Origin of the sequence: Aeromonas genomosp. paramedia (assembly GCF_023093515.1) — a bacterium.
Taxonomy (GTDB): domain Bacteria; phylum Pseudomonadota; class Gammaproteobacteria; order Enterobacterales; family Aeromonadaceae; genus Aeromonas.
This window is the reverse complement of sequence record NZ_JAAROG010000018.1, coordinates 1-18,086: the sequence shown is the minus strand read 5'-3', so window position 1 is coordinate 18,086 and position 18,086 is coordinate 1. Positions and strand designations below refer to the sequence as shown.

General features: G+C 59.8%; 15 protein-coding genes and 2 tRNA genes. 10 read left to right on the top strand and 7 right to left on the bottom strand.

The genetic code is table 11. The annotated features are described in order from the left end of the window. Nucleotides 1-122 precede the first annotated feature (122 nt). Both cydC and cydD read right to left on the bottom strand, forming a co-directional pair. Nucleotides 123-1,868, bottom strand: coding sequence for a heme ABC transporter ATP-binding protein/permease CydC (cydC, locus tag HB860_RS13240; RefSeq protein ID WP_247626954.1), 1,746 nt, complete (start codon nucleotides 1,866-1,868; stop codon nucleotides 123-125). Beyond that, nucleotides 1,861-3,630: a heme ABC transporter permease/ATP-binding protein CydD gene (gene cydD, locus HB860_RS13235; RefSeq protein WP_247626953.1), complete on the bottom strand. Its 1,770-nt coding sequence runs from the start codon at nucleotides 3,628-3,630 to the stop codon at nucleotides 1,861-1,863. The genes cydC and cydD overlap by 8 nt, the downstream gene beginning before the upstream one ends. Nucleotides 3,631-3,831: 201 nt before the next feature. On the opposite strand from cydD, the gene HB860_RS13230 reads away from it, so the two are divergent. Beyond that, nucleotides 3,832-3,905, top strand: a tRNA-Gly gene (locus HB860_RS13230). A gap of 104 nt (nucleotides 3,906-4,009) precedes the next feature. Further along, nucleotides 4,010-4,084, top strand: a tRNA-Gly gene (locus HB860_RS13225). Between the two features lie 120 nt (nucleotides 4,085-4,204). Here HB860_RS13225 and arcA read toward each other — a convergent pair. After that, nucleotides 4,205-4,924, bottom strand: a complete 720-nt coding sequence (gene arcA / locus HB860_RS13220; protein WP_010673581.1) for a two-component system response regulator ArcA — start codon at nucleotides 4,922-4,924, stop codon at nucleotides 4,205-4,207. Nucleotides 4,925-5,309: 385 nt separating this feature from the next. Between arcA and HB860_RS13215 the strand changes: the two genes are divergently transcribed. Beyond that, on the top strand, nucleotides 5,310-5,711 hold the full coding sequence (locus HB860_RS13215; protein ID WP_247626952.1) for a DUF3293 domain-containing protein: 402 nt from the start codon (nucleotides 5,310-5,312) through the stop codon (nucleotides 5,709-5,711). Nucleotides 5,712-5,825: 114 nt separating this feature from the next. Then, nucleotides 5,826-6,305 carry a putative 4-hydroxy-4-methyl-2-oxoglutarate aldolase gene (locus HB860_RS13210; protein ID WP_247626951.1) on the top strand — a complete coding sequence of 160 codons (480 nt, stop codon included), beginning with the start codon at nucleotides 5,826-5,828 and terminating at the stop codon, nucleotides 6,303-6,305. A 4-nt stretch (nucleotides 6,306-6,309) separates the two neighbouring features. Here the strand turns inward: HB860_RS13210 and HB860_RS13205 are convergent, their stop codons facing one another. Next, the gene (locus HB860_RS13205) at nucleotides 6,310-6,786 is read right to left on the bottom strand and encodes a hypothetical protein (protein WP_247626950.1); all 477 of its coding nucleotides are present in this window, start codon (nucleotides 6,784-6,786) and stop codon (nucleotides 6,310-6,312) included. 167 nt (nucleotides 6,787-6,953) lie between these two features. Between HB860_RS13205 and HB860_RS13200 the strand changes: the two genes are divergently transcribed. Then, entirely contained in the window at nucleotides 6,954-7,343 is a 390-nt protein-coding gene (locus tag HB860_RS13200; RefSeq protein ID WP_247626949.1) for an META domain-containing protein, read from the top strand. Between the two features lie 83 nt (nucleotides 7,344-7,426). Here the strand turns inward: HB860_RS13200 and aceK are convergent, their stop codons facing one another. After that, the gene (gene aceK, locus HB860_RS13195) at nucleotides 7,427-9,154 is read right to left on the bottom strand and encodes a bifunctional isocitrate dehydrogenase kinase/phosphatase (protein ID WP_205642167.1); all 1,728 of its coding nucleotides are present in this window, start codon (nucleotides 9,152-9,154) and stop codon (nucleotides 7,427-7,429) included. A gap of 194 nt (nucleotides 9,155-9,348) precedes the next feature. Between aceK and HB860_RS13190 the strand changes: the two genes are divergently transcribed. The 4 genes from HB860_RS13190 (at nucleotide 9,349) to thrC (ending at nucleotide 15,031) form a co-directional block, all read left to right on the top strand. Continuing rightward, nucleotides 9,349-10,041: a tRNA/rRNA methyltransferase gene (locus tag HB860_RS13190; protein WP_247626948.1), complete on the top strand. Its 693-nt coding sequence runs from the start codon at nucleotides 9,349-9,351 to the stop codon at nucleotides 10,039-10,041. A 250-nt stretch (nucleotides 10,042-10,291) separates the two neighbouring features. After that, nucleotides 10,292-12,751: a bifunctional aspartate kinase/homoserine dehydrogenase I gene (gene thrA / locus HB860_RS13185; RefSeq protein WP_247626947.1), complete on the top strand. Its 2,460-nt coding sequence runs from the start codon at nucleotides 10,292-10,294 to the stop codon at nucleotides 12,749-12,751. A gap of 40 nt (nucleotides 12,752-12,791) precedes the next feature. Next, the gene (gene thrB / locus HB860_RS13180) at nucleotides 12,792-13,760 is read left to right on the top strand and encodes a homoserine kinase (protein ID WP_247627139.1); all 969 of its coding nucleotides are present in this window, start codon (nucleotides 12,792-12,794) and stop codon (nucleotides 13,758-13,760) included. Further along, entirely contained in the window at nucleotides 13,757-15,031 is a 1,275-nt protein-coding gene (gene thrC, locus HB860_RS13175) for a threonine synthase (RefSeq protein ID WP_247626946.1), read from the top strand. Before thrB ends, thrC begins: the two co-directional genes overlap by 4 nt. 72 nt (nucleotides 15,032-15,103) lie before the next feature. Here thrC and HB860_RS13170 read toward each other — a convergent pair whose 3' ends face one another. Together HB860_RS13170 and HB860_RS13165 are read right to left on the bottom strand one after the other, a co-directional pair. Further along, complete coding sequence (locus tag HB860_RS13170) at nucleotides 15,104-15,730, bottom strand: EcsC family protein (RefSeq protein WP_247626945.1); 627 nt, start codon at nucleotides 15,728-15,730, stop codon at nucleotides 15,104-15,106. Between the two features lie 62 nt (nucleotides 15,731-15,792). Continuing rightward, nucleotides 15,793-16,473, bottom strand: coding sequence for a hypothetical protein (locus HB860_RS13165; protein WP_247626944.1), 681 nt, complete (start codon nucleotides 16,471-16,473; stop codon nucleotides 15,793-15,795). A gap of 723 nt (nucleotides 16,474-17,196) precedes the next feature. Between HB860_RS13165 and HB860_RS13160 the strand changes: the two genes are divergently transcribed. Beyond that, nucleotides 17,197-18,066: a transposase gene (locus HB860_RS13160; protein ID WP_247626943.1), complete on the top strand. Its 870-nt coding sequence runs from the start codon at nucleotides 17,197-17,199 to the stop codon at nucleotides 18,064-18,066. Nucleotides 18,067-18,086 lie beyond the last annotated feature (20 nt).

Here is an 18,086-nt window from a genome sequence, read left to right as displayed (position 1 = left end):
TAGGGGGCAGTCGCTGCCTGCGACCAGCCCCATTTTTCGCCCGGGAGGCGAGCTGTGACGGGGATCTTGGCACTCTCCACAAGACAAGGGGCAGATCCCTGCCCCTTGTTCGTTGGCTTTCATCAGGCGGGAGCCAGCCGCTGGTGCAGGCTGCGGTAATAGTCATCTGCCAGCAACTCGTGGTGCGGGGCGCAGAGGCGGATCTTGCCCTCTTCCATCAGGGCCACCCTGTCCATCTGCTCCAGCCCCAGCAGGCGGTGGGAGATGAGCAGCAGGGAGCGCCTTGCCCCCAGCTTGAGCAGCAGGGCCATGATCTCCCGCTCGGTCTGGCTGTCGAGACCTTCGGTCGGCTCATCGAGCAGCCAGAGCGGGGCGTCGTGCAGCAGGGCGCGGGCGATGCCGATGCGGCGGCGCTCGCCGCCGGAGAGGGGGCGGCCGCCATCCCCGAGCCAGGCGTCCAGTCCGCTCTCGGCCTCTTCATCTTCCCCTGCCAGCAGGGTGGCGAGACCCACCTGGGTGAGGACCTCGGTCAGCCGCTCGTCGCTGGCATCGGGGGCGGCCAGCTTGAGGTTGCCGCGCAGGGTATCGGCAAACAGATGCACCCGCTGGCTCACCACCGAGCAGGAGGCGCGCAGTGCCCCTTCGCCATACCGGGTCAGGGGTTTGCCATCCAGCAGTATCTCGCCGGTCTGCGCCGTCCACTCCCGGGTCAGCAGCCCCATCAGGGTGGACTTGCCACACCCTGTCTGCCCCAGCAGCGCCAGCTTCTCGCCGGGGTTCAGTTGCAGGGTGCAGCCTCGCAGCACGGGGCCGTCCTGGCCCGGGTAGGCGAAGTGGAGATCCTGTATCTGCAAGGCGCCTTGAGTCGCGGGCGCCTGCTCCTCTCCCCACTCTGGCGCCTTGGCCTCCTGCAGTATCTCGTTGAGACGACGGGCCGAGGTGAGGCTGGTGGAGAGGTGCTGGAAGGCACCCGCCAGGGGCAGCAGCGCCTCGAAGCTCGCCAGGGTGGCGAACACCATGAGCGCCGTGATGGGATCCGGGGTGCCACCGCCGACGCCGTGACCGGCGAGCCACAGCATCAGGGTCAGGGTCCAGCCGCTGAGCAGCTGGACCGAGAAGCTGGCGAGGCCGCTCACCCTGGCCATGCGGGCCTGGGCCTGGATCAGGGCCTGCTCGGCCTGTTGCAGCTCGGCCAGCGCCTTGGGGGCAGCGGCGAACATCTGCAGCTCGGCATGGCCGTCCAGGTAATCCACCATGCGGGTGCGCATGGTGGATTTCTCGGCGATGAGTCGACGACCGGGGGCGCGGCCGGCGAAATAGAACACCAGCGGCAGGGCCAGCATGCCAAAGAGCAGTATGGCCCCCAGGGTCAGCGCCAGGCGGCTGTCGAAGAAGGAGAGGAAGAACACCAGCCCGGCACAGCTGAGCAGGGCCGCTCCGATGGGAGTGACGAGGCGCAGGTAGACGTGATCCATGGCGTCGATGTCGGCCACCAGACGGTTGAGCAGGTCCGCCTGACGAAAACCGGCCAGGGTGCCGGGGGAGAGGGGGGAGAGCCTTTGCCAGAACCAGACCCGCAACCGGGTGAGTACCCGGAAGGTGGCGTCGTGGCTCACTACTCGCTCACCCCAGCGGCTGGCGGTGCGCACTATGGAGAAGAAGCGCACCCCGCCGGCCGGGGTCATGTAGTTGAAGGTGTCCCGGCTGGCGACTGCCAGCCCCGCCACGGCGGCGGCGGAGAGGAACCAGCCTGAGAGGGAGAGCAGCCCCATCCCGGCCACCAGGGTGACCAGGGCCAGCAGCAGGCCGAGGGAGAGGCTGAGCCAGTGCTGGCGGTAGAGACGCAGGAACGGCAGTAGATCAGTCATCGAGAGAATCCCCTGAACGTTGGGATAGCAGACGGGCGAAGGGCCCCTGTGCCTGGCAGAGTTGCGCGAAGTGGCCTTGCTCCACCAGCTGGCCGCGCTCCAGCACCAGTATGTTGTCCATCTGGCTGAGCTGATCGAGGCGGTGGGTGATCATCAGCAGGGTCTGGCCTTTCGCTGCGTCTTCGAGCGTGCTCATGATGGCGCGTTCGGAGTGGCGATCCAGGCTGGCAGTGGGTTCATCCAGCACTATCAACTGGGTGGACTTGAGCAGGGTGCGGGCCAGGGCGAGGCGCTGGGCCTGGCCGACGGAGAGGCCACCGGCCTGATCCCCGACCGGATAGTCGAAACCCTTCTCCCTGGCAAATTCCCAGGCCTGGGCCCGCACCAGGGCGGCTTCCAGCTCGGCGTCGCTGGCCGTGGGCCTGGCCAGCAGCAGGTTGTCTCTCAGGGAGGCGTGGAACAGCTGGGGGTTCTGGGAGAGCCAGCCCAGTTGCAGCCGCCACTGGCTCATGTCCAGCTCGGCGAGCTCCTGGCCGTTGACACGAAGCGAACCGCGATAGGGGGCAAAGCCGAGCAGTGCGTTGACCAGGGAGCTCTTGCCGGCCCCGCTGATCCCGACCAGGGCTGTGCGCGTGCCTGCCTCAAGGGTGAAATCGATGGGGCCGACCAGCACCTTGCCCTCGGCGCTCAGCACCTCCAGGGCGTGGGCCTCCACCCTGATGGGGCCATCGGCCTGGAAGGGGGCACTCCCTGAGGCCGGCTCGCTGACCTCGGCCTCGAGAAACTCCAGCAGCTGCTCGGCGGCGCCTATGGCCTGCGCCTTGGCGTGGTAGTGGGCGCCGAGTTCCCGCAGCGGCGCGTAAAACTCGGGGGCGAGAAACAGCACGAACAGGCCGGTAAAGAGCGTTACCTTGACGCCATAGTTGCCGAAGTTGAGGTGATCTATGTAAGAGAAGCCGAAGTAGACCGCCACCAGGGCCACCGCGATGGCGGCGAAGAACTCCAGCACGGCGGTGCTCAGGAAGGCGAGCCGCAGCACCTCCATGGTGCGCTCCCGAAAATCTTCCGAGGCGTCGCGAATGGCCTCACCCTCCGCCTGGGTGCGCATGAAGAGCTGCAGGGTACGCAAGCCCTTGAGGCGATCGAGGAAGTGGCCGGAGAGCCGCGCCAGGGACTGGAAGTTGCGGCGGTTGGCATCGGCGGCGCCGACCCCCACCAGGATCATGAAGAGCGGGATGAGGGGCGCGGTGCCGAGCAAGATGATGCCGGCGGCCCAGTTGACCGGGAACACGGCCACCAGGATCACCAGAGGGATGAAGACGGCTATGGCCATCTGGGGCAGATAGCGGGAGAAGAACTCCTGCATCTCTTCGATCTGCTCGAGCAGCAGGCTGGCCCAGCTGCCGGCTGGGCGGCGCTGGATATAGGCAGGGCCGAGGCGGGCGAGGCGGGTGAGCACCAGCTCGCGGATGGCCTGGCGTACCGCACTGCCCGCCCTGAAGCTTGCCACCTCACGGCCATAGGCCAGCGCTGCCTTGGTCAGGGTCACCAGCAGCAGGGCAATGAAGAGGGGAATGGACTGCTCGGGCGTGGTGTCCTCGATGATGAAGCCGTGGAGCAGGGTGGCCAGCAGCCAGGCCTGCATCACCATCAGTATGCCCTGTCCCATGCCCAGACCAATGGAAAGACCGATCCAGCGCCGGCCATGGCCAGATTGTTTGCGCAACCAGCCATAGAGATGTTTCTGCTTGTTCTTGTCCATTACCACCCTCCTCGGTCGAGTGGCGCAAGACTATCGTCGCCCCCACGGCTTGGCAACCTCGCAGATCCGGGAGTGTGAACGTCTTTGTTTGAAAAAGCAGCGTCATGCTCAATAGTTGGCCGAACAGCTTGATTTATGGCAAAAAACACGAAGGCGGTGATTGCGCTCGCCGGCAAAATGCATATAGTAGAGGCCACTGACGCGGGTGTAGTTCAATGGTAGAACGGTAGCTTCCCAAGCTGCATACGTGGGTTCGATTCCCATCACCCGCTCCACATTCTGATACCCGGTACCTGTCCCGTCTCGTTGCTGCCTCCTTCTGGCACGTCTCTTCAGACGCCGATTCCATGCCTTGTATCTGCTGCGTTCCTGATGCCTTGCGGGCATCGTATAATGGCTATTACCTCAGCCTTCCAAGCTGATGATGCGGGTTCGATTCCCGCTGCCCGCTCCAGCTTTCATGCAAAAAGCCCACTCGACTGAGTGGGCTTTTTGTTTTGGCGGATCCGCGCGGTGACGGCGGCCGGAAACAGAAGAGGCGCCCGCAGGCGCCTCTCGCTTCACCGGGCAGGGATTATTCCTGCTCCAGCTCGCCACAGAAGCGATAGCCTTCGCCATGAATGGTGGCGATGATCTCCGGGGTGTCACCCACGCTCTCGAAGTGCTTGCGAATGCGGCGGATGGTGACATCCACGGTACGGTCGTGGGGCTTGAGCTCACGGCCTGTCATCTTCTTGAGCAGCTCGGCACGGGTCTGGATCTGGCCCGGGTTCTCGCAGAAGTGCAGCATGGCACGGAATTCGGAACGGGGCAGCTTGAACATGTCGCCCGCCGGGCTGACCAGGGCACGGCTGTTGATGTCCAGCGCCCAGCCATTGAACAGGTAACGCTCTACCAGCTTCTTCTCTTCGCCACCGGCGGCCACGTTCATGGTGCGGCTCAGCAGGTTGCGGGCACGTATGGTCAGCTCGCGGGGGTTGAACGGCTTGGTGATGTAGTCATCGGCGCCTATCTCCAGCCCCAGGATCTTGTCCACTTCGTTGTCACGGCCGGTCAGGAACATCAGGGCGATGTTGTCATCTTCACGCAGCTCGCGTGCCAGCAGCAGGCCGTTCTTGCCCGGCAGGTTGATGTCCATGATCACCAGGTTGATGGTGTGGCTGGTCAGAGCCTGATGCATCTCGTCGCCATTGTTGGCTTCCAGCACTATGTAGCCTTCGGCCTCGAAGATGCTCTTGAGGGTGTTGCGGGTGACCAGCTCGTCTTCGACGATCAGAATATGTGGTGTTTGCATGAGTATTCCCAGATTCTTATCAGTTAATTATCGAAATTTTAACACTCTTTGGCGTTATCCGACCGGTCCTGAAAATTTATTACGTCATCCTGGGTATGAATATCAGGTCGAATCATCGCGAATTTGGTATCTATGTTGGCAAACATCCCTGTGCCGCACATAGGCTCTCAACAAGTCTGATCGAGAGGAGCCTGGAAGGGTAGTCCATTACAAAAGTTGCTGCATTTTATCAGTTAACAGGCGCATAACAACACTCTTTGCCGTCAGATAGCAACTTTTTAACTCAGGTTTGATATAAGTCAATCCCGAGGTTCGCTGCATCATACTTGGGCTGGCCCGCTTTTTCGCCCTTAAGAAATGTAATGGGATGCAACATGTGGTTGACATGACTTTGTGGGAAAACTACAGAAATGTGTGTTTTATTGCCCCCTTCGCCCCGCCCCCCTGGCCTGCCTACGCCATCGTCACGGCCTGGAATCCGGCGAGTCGGTGGGTGGGGATGCGCCGCAATGCCCGGCGTCAACGCGCCCTGTCACGTCAGCTTGCCGATGCCCTGATGATGGGGCCCGTGTGGGGCAGCGATCCGGATGAGCGCTGGCAGGAGGCGTCCCTGTTGCTGCGTCTTCCTCGGGCCGAGGCCATTCGGCTGGCCGCCCGCTTCGGCCAGAACGCCCTCTACTGGGTGGAGGAGGGCGAACTCTGGCTGGTGCCCGTCCTGCTGAAGGGGGCGCCATGCCACCTTGGCAAGCTGGCGTCCCGCTGGACTCTCAGAACCTCCGCATGGTGAGAGGCTGAATGGGCCTCACACCATACGGGGATAGCGGCTGCTTGCTGGATTGTCAGCCTGTCCACATGATGAAAGAATGAGCGGACTCATTCACTCCATGGAAGGATGCTGACAATGCTGGATCTACTGCCCGACCTTTGCGATCAACATGGCGATGCCCTGCAGGTGGCAGAGCCGCTGTTTCACGATTATGGCGGCAAGCCGCTGTTTTACGGCCAGGCGGTCACCCTCTCCTGCTTCGAGGACAACAGCCTGGTGCGCGAACTGGTCAACCGTCCAGGTCATGGCAAGGTGATGGTGATCGACGGGGGCGGCTCCCTGCGCCGGGCGCTGCTGGGGGATCAGCTGGCCATCAAGGCGGTGGAGCAGGGATGGGAAGGGATCCTTATCCACGGCGCCGTGCGGGATGTGGGCACCCTGGCGACGCTGGCGCTCGGGGTCAAGGCGCTGGCGGCCTGTCCGGTCAAGACCGAGAAACGCGGACAGGGGGAGCTGGATGTGGTGCTGTCGTTTGCCGGGGTGAGCATAGCGCCAGGGGACTATGTCTACGCCGATCTCAATGGCGTGCTGGTCAGTGGCGCCAGGCTCCTCTGAGCCCTCAGAAGTTGAACCCCACCCCCAGGGTGAGGAAGTGCTCCGTGCTGAAGGCGCTGAGGCCGTAGTTGGCCGTGATGGCCAGCTGCGGCGTCACCAGCAGGCTGCTGTTGAGCTCCACCAGGGTGCTGGCCTTGCTCACTTCCAGCTGCTTGAGCTGGCTGCCGATGTTGAGGGAGGGGGAGAGGCGGTAGCGCACCCCCGAGCTGATATTGAAGCCGGCCTGTTCGCTGTGGCGGCCCACCGCGGGCCCGGCCTCCATGTAGAGGCTGATGTCATCCTCTACCGGATACTGGTAGCCGGTGTTGATGAGCCAGATATCGAAATGGTCGCCGGTATGGGTCTGGTTGCCGAGCAATACGCCGGAATAGCTTTTCACGTAGAGCTGGCTGTCTGATTCGGTCTGGAGAAAACTCCAGTCGGCAGCCTGGGCCGAAAAGGCGAGGCTTGATGCGAGTGCGATAACGAGAGACTTGACCATTCGTTTCCCCTCCCTGGGTCCGAACAGGACTACAAGCATGGCACATGCCAGCAGGGAGTAAAGGGAACCACGATCACAATAAAAGAGTTTTAATCGGCGCCAGAGTCGTGATAAACAGGCCCCCTCACTCTGTGTCTTCACGACTTTCTCCATCACGAGGTGAACTCATGAACAAGAAACTGACCCTGCTGGCCGCGCTGGCCCTGGGAGGCTGCGCCATGGCAACGGGTTCCACCCTGGCAGAGCTGCAAGCATCCACCTGGCAGTTGCAAGGGGCGAGCGGTGATACCTTCACCCTGCAGGTCGCCGGCGACAAGGTGGCGGGCAAGGGCGGCTGCAACCGCTACTTTGGCGGCATCACCCAGCAGGGTGACGGGGTATTGACGCTGGGCGCCATGGGCTCGACGCGCATGATGTGCGTGGGGGATCTGGCCGGCAAGGAGATGAGCTACCTGCAGACGCTGGAGAAGGTGACGAGCTTCCAGATAAGCGGCAAACAGCTGGTGCTGAAGGATGCCGGCAAGGCCACGCTGCTGACCTTCGATGCGCTGAAATAAGCGGGTTTGTCGTCAGGGGCTGTCGCAGCCTGACGCCAGAAAAAGGGACGCCACGGCGTCCCTTTTTGCTGATTCAGCCGGGTTCATCCCCCCCGCTGAAAGCGAAATCGCTTCTTGCGCCTGTAGGGATAGACATCCTCGAACACCCCCTCCTTGATGTTTCCCTGCAGCATCTTCCAGTAGTTGGCATCGAACAGCTCCTTGTGCAGCTGCATCATGATCTCCCGCACCTGGGGCTTTTGCAGCAGGAAGGTGGCGAACTCCTCGGGGAAGATGTCGTTCGGGGCCACCGAATACCAGGGCTCGGCGCTCCACTCGTCCTCCGGGTAGCGCGGCGGCGGGATCTGACGGAAGTTGCACTCCGTCATGTAGCAGATCTCGTCGTAGTCGTAGAACACCACCCGGCCGTGGCGGGTCACGCCGAAGTTCTTGAACAGCATGTCCCCGGGGAAGATGTTGGCCGCCGCCAACTGGCGGATAGCGTTGCCGTACTCCTCCAGGGCGAGCCGGGTCTGCTGCTCGTCCGCCTGATCCAGATAGAGGTTCAGCGGGATCATCTTGCGCTCTGTGTAGAGGTGCTTGATCACCAGCTTGTCGGCGGTGATGGTGAGCGCCGAGGGAGCCACCGTCTTGAGTTCAGCCAGCAGTTCGGGGGAGATGCGGTCCAGGGGAAACTCGAAGTTGGTGAACTCCTGGGTGTCGGCCATGCGGCCCACCCTGTCGTGCTGTTTCACCAGCCGGTATTTCGCCTTCACCTGCTCGTGGCTCACATCCTTGGGCGGGGTGAACTCGTCCTTGATCACCTTGAACACCACGTCGTAGGAGGGGAGGGTGAACACGCTCATCACCATCCCCTTGATGCCGGGGGCGATGACGAACTGCTCCCGGCTCTGGGCCAGGTGCTGCTGGTAGTGACGATAGAGCTCGGTCTTGCCGTGCTTCTGGCAACCGATGGCGTTGTAGATCTCGTAGTCCGGCTTGCGGGGCATGATCTGGCGCAGGAAGAGCACGAACAGGGCCGGCACAGGGGCATAGACCATGAAGTAGGCGCGGGCGAAGCCGAATACGATGGAGGCCAGCTCAGGCTCGAAGATGACGGTGTCCACATAGATGCTCTGGCCCGTGCTGAGCAGGGGCAGGATGAAGGGATGCACCTCGCCCTTCACCCGAATGAGCCCCACCAGATAGGCCCCCTTGTTGCGGTAGAACACCTCCTTGAGCAGCTCGATGGCGAACGGCTCCTCGTGCAGTATGGCCGGGCCGCTCTCCGCCAGATGGCGATGAATGTCGATGATGTCCCGCTGCTTGTCCTCAAAGGGCAGGGTGAAGCTGTAATCCCCGAGCAGCTGGCTCAGGGTCTGGGGCAGGTGGGCAAGGTCGGTGCGATAGACTCGCAGCAAGGCGCTCAGATCCGGGTGCTCACCCCGGCTGCGAAAGGGGTGGATGTAGAGGTTCTCGTCGCGGATGTTGCGATGGCGGAAGATCCGGCGATAGACGGAGTTGAAGAAGGACTCCGCCACTTCGAAGTTCTCGCAGCGGGGTAGCAGATCGCTGAAGGCCCCCTTCACCTGCTTGAGCAGGGCCTGGGTCGGCAGCTGCTCCCCCATCATCTGCTTGATGAGGGCAGTGGTGGCGCCGACGTGATGATCATAGAGGCGAATGCGCTCGCGCCCGGCGAGCTGCACCCCCAACCAGTCGCTGTTCTCGAAGCGGCTCTTGCTGCCCTGGGTGATTTCGAGAAAGCGGCTGTAAAACGATTCGAAACGCTGCAAGATCGTCTCGGCGACCGCCTGTTCCAATGGCTGCTGCATCTCTCTCTTCCTTGTGATGTATCGGGCCCATGGCGTCTGTGCCGGTAGGGCGGGGACCCACTCGTCCGGCCACTATGGCAACATCCAAACATCTGTTCAAGTGGCAATGTTCGGGGATAAACGGTAGATTGCGCCCCTGTTTTGCCGGCGGTTTGCTGCAGTTCGCGGCGCTGGCCCTGTTCAGGAGAAACCCGATGAAACTCTATTTTGTACTGGTGGCCCCCGCTCGCGCGGCGAACGTGGGTGCGGCCGCCCGCGCCATGAAAACCATGGGCTTCGATGCCATGCGACTGGTAGGGAGCCGGGTACACCAAGAGGAGGAGGCGAGCTGGGTCGCGCATGGCGCCCAGGAGATCCTGACCGAGGCAGAAGCCTTCGACACCCTGGAAGCGGCTCTGGCCGACATGGATCTGGTGGTCGCCACCACGGCCCGCCAGCGCGGCCGCTATCAGCACTACCTCACACCGGCCGAGATCCGCGATCAGATCCGCGCCAAGCCCTCCCTTGGGAAGGTGGCCATCGTTTTCGGTTGCGAGGAGTCGGGCCTCTCCAACGAACAGCTTGCCCAGGTGGATCTCATCAGCTATCTGCCCCTCAAGGTGAGTTATCCCTCCTTGAATCTGGGGCAGGCGATCATGCTGTATGCCTACGAGATGAGTCCCCTGCTGGACGAACCCCAGGCAGTAGCAGAAAATTTTGATGGTGCCGGGCAGGTTCGCGTACTCAAATCAAAAACAGCAGAATTGCTTGGTGAAATCGGAGTTTCTCAGGATGAAAAACTGCATCAATGGGTGATGGACCGAGTTCCCATGCTGCCGCAGCGGGATCTGAATATGCTGCATCTGCTCTGCAAAGACCTCGCCCGCAAGTTTGGCAAGGAGGTTTAGGTTGACAGCCCAAGGTCCGGCAAGGTATTGCTAACAACCAGTTTCGTTCAAGAGTGTTCGTCATGCAGCTATTCACCAACATCATCACCACCACCATTATTACCGGTACCACCACAGGTGGCACTGGGGCCGGTTGATGCGCTGACGAACAAGCACAGAAATCTTAAAAGGCCCGTACCCACCCAGTACGGGCCTTTTTGTTGGATTGGTTTTTAGATTGAATTTCATAGATTTACAGGGAGAGAAAGCGATGAGAGTGTTGAAATTTGGCGGGTCGTCACTGGCCGACGCAGAGCGTTTCTTACGGGTCGCCGATATCGCGGTGAACACCCACGGCCAATCCCAGGTTGCCCTGGTGCTGTCGGCACCGGCCAAGGTGACCAACCACCTGGTCGCCCTGGTGGAGCAGACCAGTCGCGGCATGGATGCAAGCAGTACCCTGTTCGAGATCAACGGCATCTTCTCCCGCCTGCTGGCGGGTTTGAAGGCAGCCTACCCGGCGCTGGATGACAAGGCGCTGCAGGCCCGTCTCACCGCCGAGCTGGATCAGGTGGAGCGCCTGATGCAGGGCATCCGCCTGCTGGGGCTCTGCCCGGACAACGTCCAGGCCCGCATCCTGAGCCGGGGGGAGAACCTCTCCATCGCCTTCATGCACGAGTTGCTGCGGGTGCGCGGCCTCGAGCTGGATCTCATCGTGCCGGAGCAACTGCTGGTCACCGACGGCGGCTATCTGGAGGCTCACGTCGACATCGAGGCCTCCCGCCTGCGCTTCGCCGCCAAGGGCTTGCGCTCCGACTGCCTCTACCTGATGCCGGGCTTCACCGGTGGCAGCGACAAGGGCGAGACCGTGCTGCTGGGCCGCAATGGCTCCGACTACTCGGCCGCCGTCTTGGCCGCCTGCGTGGACGCCGAGTGCTGCGAGATCTGGACTGACGTGGAAGGCTGCTACAACTGCGACCCGCGCCTGGTGCCGGATGCCTACCTGCTGAAAACCCTCTCCTATAAAGAGGCGATGGAGCTCTCCTATTTCGGTGCCAAGGTGCTGCACCCGAAAACCATCGCCCCCGTGGCCCAGTTCCACATTCCCTGCCTCATCAAGAACAGCTTCAACCCGCAGGGGCCGGGCACCCTCATCGGCGTCGAGCAGGGGGATGATGACCTGAAAGTGAAGGCCATCTCGGATCTCTCCGGCATGTGCATGTTCAACGTCTCCGGCCCCGGCATGAAGGGCATGGTGGGCATGGCCGGCCGCATCTTCTCCGCCGTCTCCCGCGCCGGGGTCAGCATAGTGCTGATCACCCAGTCATCCTCCGAGTACAGCGTCAGCTTCTGTATCCACAGCTATGACAGCGACAAGACCCGCAAGGTGCTGGAGCGCGAGTTCGAGCTGGAATTCAAGAACCAGCTGCTGGATCCGCTCGAGATCATGACAGATCTCGCCATCATCTCTCTCATCGGGGATGGCATGCGCACCTCCAAGGGGATGGCGGCGCGCTTCTTCACCTCGCTGGCGCAAGCCTCCATCAACATAGTCGCCATCGCCCAGGGCTCGAGCGAGCGTTCCATCTCGGCCGTGGTGCGGGATCGCAAGGTGGCGGAAGCCATCAAGGCATGCCACCAGAACTTCTTCGGCAGCCAGCAGTTCATCGATCTCTTCGTGGTCGGTGTGGGTGGCGTCGGTGCGGCCCTGGTGGATCAGATTGCCCGCCAGCAGCCGGTCTTGGCCGAGCAGGGCACCGGCCTGCGGGTGGTCGGCATCGCCAACAGCCGCCAGATGGCGGTCAACAAGGATGGCCTGAGCCTCGCCAACTGGCGTGAGCAGCTGGTGGAAGCCCGTGACAGCTTCAGCCTGGAGGCGGTGAAGAAGCTGGTGGAAGAGAGTCACCTCATCAACCCGGTGATCGTCGATTGCACCTCGAGCGAGGCCGTTGCCGTCCAGTACGCCGACTTCCTGGCGGCCGGTTTCCATGTGGTCACCCCGAACAAGAAGGCCAACACCGGATCGCTGGATTACTACAAGGCGCTGCGCCGCACCGCCCGCCAGACCCGCCGCAAGTTCCTGTACGAGACCAACGTCGGTGCCGGCCTGCCGGTTATCGAGAACCTGCAGAACCTCATCAAGGCCGGTGACAAGCTGCGCGCCTTCGACGGCGTGCTGTCCGGGTCGCTCTCCTTCATCTTCGGCAAGCTGGACGAGGGCATGGCGTTCTCCGAGGCGACCAATATTGCCCGTGGCAACGGCTTCACCGAGCCGGATCCCCGCGACGATCTCAACGGCATGGACGTGGCCCGCAAGCTGCTGATCCTGGCCCGCGAGGCCGGCATGGCGCTGGAGCTCTGTGATGTGGAAGTGGAGCAGGCGCTGCCGCCGGGCTTTGATGTGAGCGGCGATGTGGAGTCCTTTATGGCCCGCCTGCCGGAAGCCGACGGCTGGTTCCGCGACCAGTTCGCGGCCGCCCAGCGGGAAGGCAAGGTGCTGCGCTACGTCGGCTCCATCGAGGGTGGCAAGTGCAAGGTCGCCATCAAGGCGGTCGGTGCCGACGAGCCCCTGTTCAAGGTAAAAGACGGGGAGAACGCGCTCGCCTTCTTCTCCACCTATTACCAGCCCATCCCCCTGGTGCTGCGCGGCTATGGCGCAGGGACCGAAGTGACCGCCGCCGGTGTCTTCGCCGACGTGCTGCGCACCCAGAACTGGAAGCAGGAGCTGTAACATGAGTTCAGCGATGAACCCCGATTTTGAACAAGATGCCATGGCGCAGGGCGACAGCGTGGTCGCCTATGCCCCTGCCTCCAGCGCCAACCTGAGCGTGGGCTTCGACGTACTGGGGGCGGCGCTCGCCCCCGTGGATGGCTCCCTGCTCGGGGATCGCGTCCAGGTGAAGGCGGCCGATGTGGCGTTTGCCCTCTCCTCCGTGGGCCGCTATGCCCACAAGCTGCCGGATGATCCAAAGAAGAACATCCTCCATGACTGCTGGCTTGCCTATGGGGAGGCCCTGGAGAAGCGCGGCCTGAGACTCAAGCCGCTGGAGATGGTGCTGGAGAAGAACCTGCCGGTGGGCTCGGGTCTGGGTTCCAGCGCCTGCAGCGTGGTGGCGGCACTCGAAGGCCTCAACGCCTTCCACGGCGCCCCCCTCAATGAACACGACCTGCTGCTGCTGATGGGGGAGATGGAAGGGAAGATTTCCGGCTCAGTCCACTACGACAACGTGGCCCCCTGCTATCTGGGGGGCATGCAGCTGGTGCTGGAAGAGCACGGCGTCATCAGCCAGGGCATTCCGGTGTTCGAGCAGTGGTACTGGGTGGTCTGCTACCCGGGTACAGTAGTATCCACCGCCGCCGCCCGCGCCATATTGCCGGCCCAGTATCGCCGTCAGGATTGCCTCACCTATGGCCGTCGCCTGGCGGCCTTCGTGCACGCCAGTTACACAGGGCAGGAGGGGTTGGCGGCCAGCGTGCTCAAAGACGTGATCGCCGAGCCGTACCGCGCGGCCCTGATTGAAGGCTTCAACGAGGTGCGGGCCCAGGCGGCCCAGAACGGGGCGCTCGCCACCGGCATCTCGGGCTCAGGTCCCACCGTGTTCGTGGTGATGAAGGATCTGGCCCAGGCCGAGCGGATGAAAGAGTGGATGGAAGCGCATTTCGTGCGCAATGAAGATGGATTTGCCCGGGTCTGCAAACTGGACATGGCCGGGGCACGGGTAACAGGAAGCGAGCTATGAATCTTTACAATATCAAGGACAAGAGTGAACAGGTGAGCTTCGCCCAGGCGGTGCGCCAGGGTCTGGGCCGCGAGCAGGGGCTCTTCTTCCCCGAAACCATCGCGCCCCTGGCCGATGTGGATGCCCTGCTGGCGCTGCCGCTCGCCGAGCGCTCCGCTCGCATCATCAGCCACCTGCTGGGGGACGAAGTGCCCAAGCCTAAGGTGAGCGAGCTGATCAATGCCGCCTTTACCTTCCCGGCGCCCCTGGTGAAGCTCAAAGACGGCACCTATGCCCTTGAGCTTTTCCACGGCCCGACCCTGGCATTCAAGGACTTCGGCGGTCGCTTTATGGCCCAGTGCCTGGCGACCTTCCGCACCAACGACAAGATCACTATACTCACCGCCACCTCGGGCGACACCGGCGCCGCCGTGGCCCACGCCTTCTACGGCCTGGAGGGGATCGAGGTGGTTATCCTCTACCCCAAGGGCAAGATAAGCCCGCTGCAGGAGGCGCTCTTCTGCACCCTGGGCGGCAACATCCGCACCATCGCCATCGACGGCGACTTCGATGCCTGCCAGGCGCTGGTCAAAGATGCCTTCGACGACGAAGAGCTGAAAAAGGCGATTGGCCTTAACTCCGCCAACTCCATCAACATCAGCCGCCTGCTGGCCCAGGTCTGCTACTACTTCGAGGCCGTGGCCCAGCTGCCCAAGGCCGACCGCGCCAAGGCGGTCATCAGCGTGCCGTCCGGCAACTTCGGCAACCTCACCGCGGGTCTCATCGCCAAGGCGCTGGGTCTGCCGGTGAAGCGCTTTATCGCCGCCACCAACGCCAACGATACCGTGCCGCGCTACTTGAAAACCGGCAGTTGGGAGCCGCACCAGACGGTCGCGACCCTGTCCAACGCCATGGACGTGAGCCGCCCCAACAACTGGCCACGGGTGGAAGAGCTGTGCCGCCGGGAAGGCTGGGCGCTGGAGACCCTGGGGTCAGGCATGCGTGACGATGCCCAGACTCGCGATGCACTCAAATGCCTGCACCAGCTCGATTACCTGTGCGAGCCCCACGGCGCCATCGCCTGGGATCTGCTGAGCGAGCAGCTGGCTGAAGATGAAGTCGGGGTGTTCCTCTGCACCGCCCATCCGGCCAAGTTCAAGGAGTCGGTGGACGAGATCCTGAATCTGGATGTGCCGCTGCCGGGCCCGCTTGCCAAGCATGCCGCGCTGCCGCTGCTCTCCCATAACCTGCCAGCGGAGTTTGTCCGGTTAAGGGCGTTTTTGGTGGGTTAAGCCGCCGAGCTGAGATAACCGATAGAAATAAAAATCCCCCAGTGACGGGGGATTTATTATGGGGTTTTGTCGTTAGTTTGTGATAAATGTATCTCTGGCAATATTTCCAATGGTATTGGTTGCTATAGAGTCCATACTGCCGCCGATAATTCCTCCGACTAATGGCACAGCCTTCCCTAGATTGATGACACCTTTTTCACCAAATTTAGTGAAGAGGCGGAAGCCAACTTTTTTATTAATTTCAATGAGGGTTTTTCCAGAGATATTTTTGATTGCATTGGTGGTTAGTTTAGTTCCAATAACAATGCCTGCATCCTTTATTATGTCTTTTGCTGCATTCCCAGTAAGGCATGCATATACCAAGGTTTTTACTCTATCATCCTTGATATCATGCCCGCCTATGTGAGCAATAGCTGCAATCATCCTTATTTGAACATACATTACACTTGCGATGTTTGCGGGGATTGTGACCGGCATAGTTATAATGCCGCCCAAACCAGTTAAAAAACCTGAAGTGCCGGCTTTAGTATTTTGCCAACGAATAAGTGAGTTCGCCATGTCGGCTGGAGAACTGTTCTTCTTCATATAACTATCAGCTAACTCTGAGGCAGAATCTAAACCGGATACACCATTGATTGCTTTATCATAGGCCCAGTCAAGAGCTTGCATTATTTTGCTTTCAGACAACTCATTACTCATAGTAATATCTCTTTAAGTTAATGTATGTGTTTATTTTGGCGTGGTGCTGTTGAAATGTTAATTCACAGGAATCTCTTTTGTAGCGAAGGAATGTCAAGAGTTATTTCATCTGAGAAAATAAAATTTAATATAGTGTTCTGAGTTATTGCTTCGGTTGCATATGCTCGAAGCCATAGCTTTCGATCGTCAGCAGAGAGAACATACCCTTTTGATTCTTCTTGTCCTTGCAATCTATTAGGATAAGCCCATCCTCTTTTTTCTAACTTTGCAATAGTTATGATTAGATGAGCTAAATGAGGTTGCTCAGGTGATACTTCTTTATGAAATAATGGCCAAAATTCTTCATCTCCAGAATTGCCTGTAGTTCTAATACTTGAAGCCCTCCATCCCTTTATCTTTGTTACTTCACTCAGGTTGTCATAAGGATGAGAGTGAAATGTGCCGACTAACTCAATGTTTGGCCAGTATTTTTCGAAAAACTTCTTTTTGGATTTAATTGATTCAAAATCTGGTTGTACCCAATTCTGATGTCTTAAAGCAGATGTTTCAACAGTTGCCATGGTAGATACAATTCTTGCTGGAAGGCTTCCTTTTTCAGGTATGGAATATCCCCATAGCAAACCAAAGGTTTCAAGGTTTTTATGAGATTTACCATTCAGATGAGCTCGATGTTCTATCTCATATGCTTCAATTGCAGTAGTGAATAGTTGTGGTACAACGTGATCTTCGATAGATATATTCATGTACATTTTTTAATCTCATTTCGTATGCATGATTAAGCGCTGTGAGAACAAGTTGGTTTCATCTTCATCATGGGTAACCTAAAGGATAAATATAAATCAACATGGATTCTCATCATTATTTAGGAGTGTTGGAAGTCCGGTTATACATCTCGTATGTTGGGTTAAATCTCGTAGATTGGTACAGAACGAAGTTGAGTCCAACTTTTACCGAGAAAATAAAATTTAGCTTTTGATATTTTTTTGCCAAAAGGCTTATCGTATTTTGGAAATCATATCTCCCGTTTGTTGGGCTTCGCTGTGCTCCGCGCCAACCTACGAACTTCATCAATCACAGTGCAAATCCCACGCTACCGCCCGTGGATTACAGCTTCCAATATGCTCCATTAACCAAGCAGCAGCCCATCACAGATGAATAGGCATCGGATGGCTATGTTAAGCCAATCGAATCTGATCTCACCAGTCAAAAAATGACGTAACTATCAGAAAAATCGCCTTTTTTGCGCCAGCTCAACAAATCGCACTGAGCGGATGCTGGATTCCCATGGCCCTTGATTTTATTGGGGTTGGTGGGTGCGGCAGGTAAGAAGGGGGGGGCTTGCCGTTGGAGAAGGCTGGAAGGGTGTGTAAGTCGGGATAAGTCGGCGATAAGTCGGGACACCCACATTTTTGACAGCGGTTTAGTCGTGTACTTGGCTTGAGAGGTCACAGCCCAGGGGGTGAGCCATGACCATTGCCCGTTCACGTCAAATCAGCCTGCAAGATACGCCTTACTACCATGTGGTCAGCCGCTGCGTGCGGCGAGCTTTTCTGTGCGGGGAAGATGCCCATTCTGGTCAGAGTTACGAGCATCGTCGCCAGTGGGTGGTCGACAAGCTGGGCCAACTGTCGCGACTGTTTGCCATCGGTATTTGCGCTTATGCGGTGATGAGCAACCACTATCACCTGGTGCTCAAAGTGGAGCCCGACACCGCAGCAAGTTGGAGTGAGCGGGAGGTGGCCGAACGTTGGGCGGCACTGTTCCAGTGGCCGCTGTTGGTGCGGCGCTGGTATCAGGGGGAATCCCTGATTGAGCCTGAACTGGCTGTGGTGCAACAACTGATAGGGCAGTGGCGGGAGCGGCTTCATTCCATCAGCTGGTTTGTGCGGCTGCTCAATGAAAACCTGGCGCGGCAGGCGAATCGGGAAGATGGCTGCAAGGGCCATTTCTGGGAAGGGCGCTTCAAGAGTCAGGCTCTGCTCACCGAGCCAGCCCTGCTGGCCTGCATGGCCTACGTTGATCTCAACCCGATACGGGCGGCATTGGCGGACCGACCTGAGGAGAGCGATTACACCAGCATCAAGCAACGCTTTGAGGGAGAGCAACCAGACGCGCCATTGCCACCTTTATTGCTGCCATTCGCAAGCCAAGCCCAACCGGAGGGCCTGCCTTATGCCTTTACCGATTATCTAATGCTGGTGGATTGGACAGGTCGCGCGATAAGAGCTGACAAGCGGGGCTATATTCCTGCTCACCTGGCTCCCATTCTGGCGCGATTGTGTCAACGCCGACCGAAAACTGATCCACTCTGGCTAATTTCGCCGATTGAAAAGTGATCCACCCGGACATGGGGTTA

Coding starts and splice junctions, on each gene's coding strand:
- HB860_RS13215 (WP_247626952.1), top strand. CDS start 5,310: ATGACTTTGTGGGAAAACTACAGAAATGTGTGTTTTATTGCCCCCTTC.
- thrC (WP_247626946.1), top strand. CDS start 13,757: ATGAATCTTTACAATATCAAGGACAAGAGTGAACAGGTGAGCTTCGCC.
- HB860_RS13200 (WP_247626949.1), top strand. CDS start 6,954: ATGAACAAGAAACTGACCCTGCTGGCCGCGCTGGCCCTGGGAGGCTGC.
- HB860_RS13165 (WP_247626944.1), bottom strand. CDS start 16,473: ATGAATATATCTATCGAAGATCACGTTGTACCACAACTATTCACTACT.
- cydC (WP_247626954.1), bottom strand. CDS start 1,868: ATGACTGATCTACTGCCGTTCCTGCGTCTCTACCGCCAGCACTGGCTC.
- HB860_RS13210 (WP_247626951.1), top strand. CDS start 5,826: ATGCTGGATCTACTGCCCGACCTTTGCGATCAACATGGCGATGCCCTG.
- HB860_RS13170 (WP_247626945.1), bottom strand. CDS start 15,730: ATGAGTAATGAGTTGTCTGAAAGCAAAATAATGCAAGCTCTTGACTGG.
- cydD (WP_247626953.1), bottom strand. CDS start 3,630: ATGGACAAGAACAAGCAGAAACATCTCTATGGCTGGTTGCGCAAACAA.
- thrA (WP_247626947.1), top strand. CDS start 10,292: ATGAGAGTGTTGAAATTTGGCGGGTCGTCACTGGCCGACGCAGAGCGT.
- arcA (WP_010673581.1), bottom strand. CDS start 4,924: ATGCAAACACCACATATTCTGATCGTCGAAGACGAGCTGGTCACCCGC.
- aceK (WP_205642167.1), bottom strand. CDS start 9,154: ATGCAGCAGCCATTGGAACAGGCGGTCGCCGAGACGATCTTGCAGCGT.
- HB860_RS13160 (WP_247626943.1), top strand. CDS start 17,197: ATGACCATTGCCCGTTCACGTCAAATCAGCCTGCAAGATACGCCTTAC.
- HB860_RS13205 (WP_247626950.1), bottom strand. CDS start 6,786: ATGGTCAAGTCTCTCGTTATCGCACTCGCATCAAGCCTCGCCTTTTCG.
- HB860_RS13190 (WP_247626948.1), top strand. CDS start 9,349: ATGAAACTCTATTTTGTACTGGTGGCCCCCGCTCGCGCGGCGAACGTG.
- thrB (WP_247627139.1), top strand. CDS start 12,792: ATGGCGCAGGGCGACAGCGTGGTCGCCTATGCCCCTGCCTCCAGCGCC.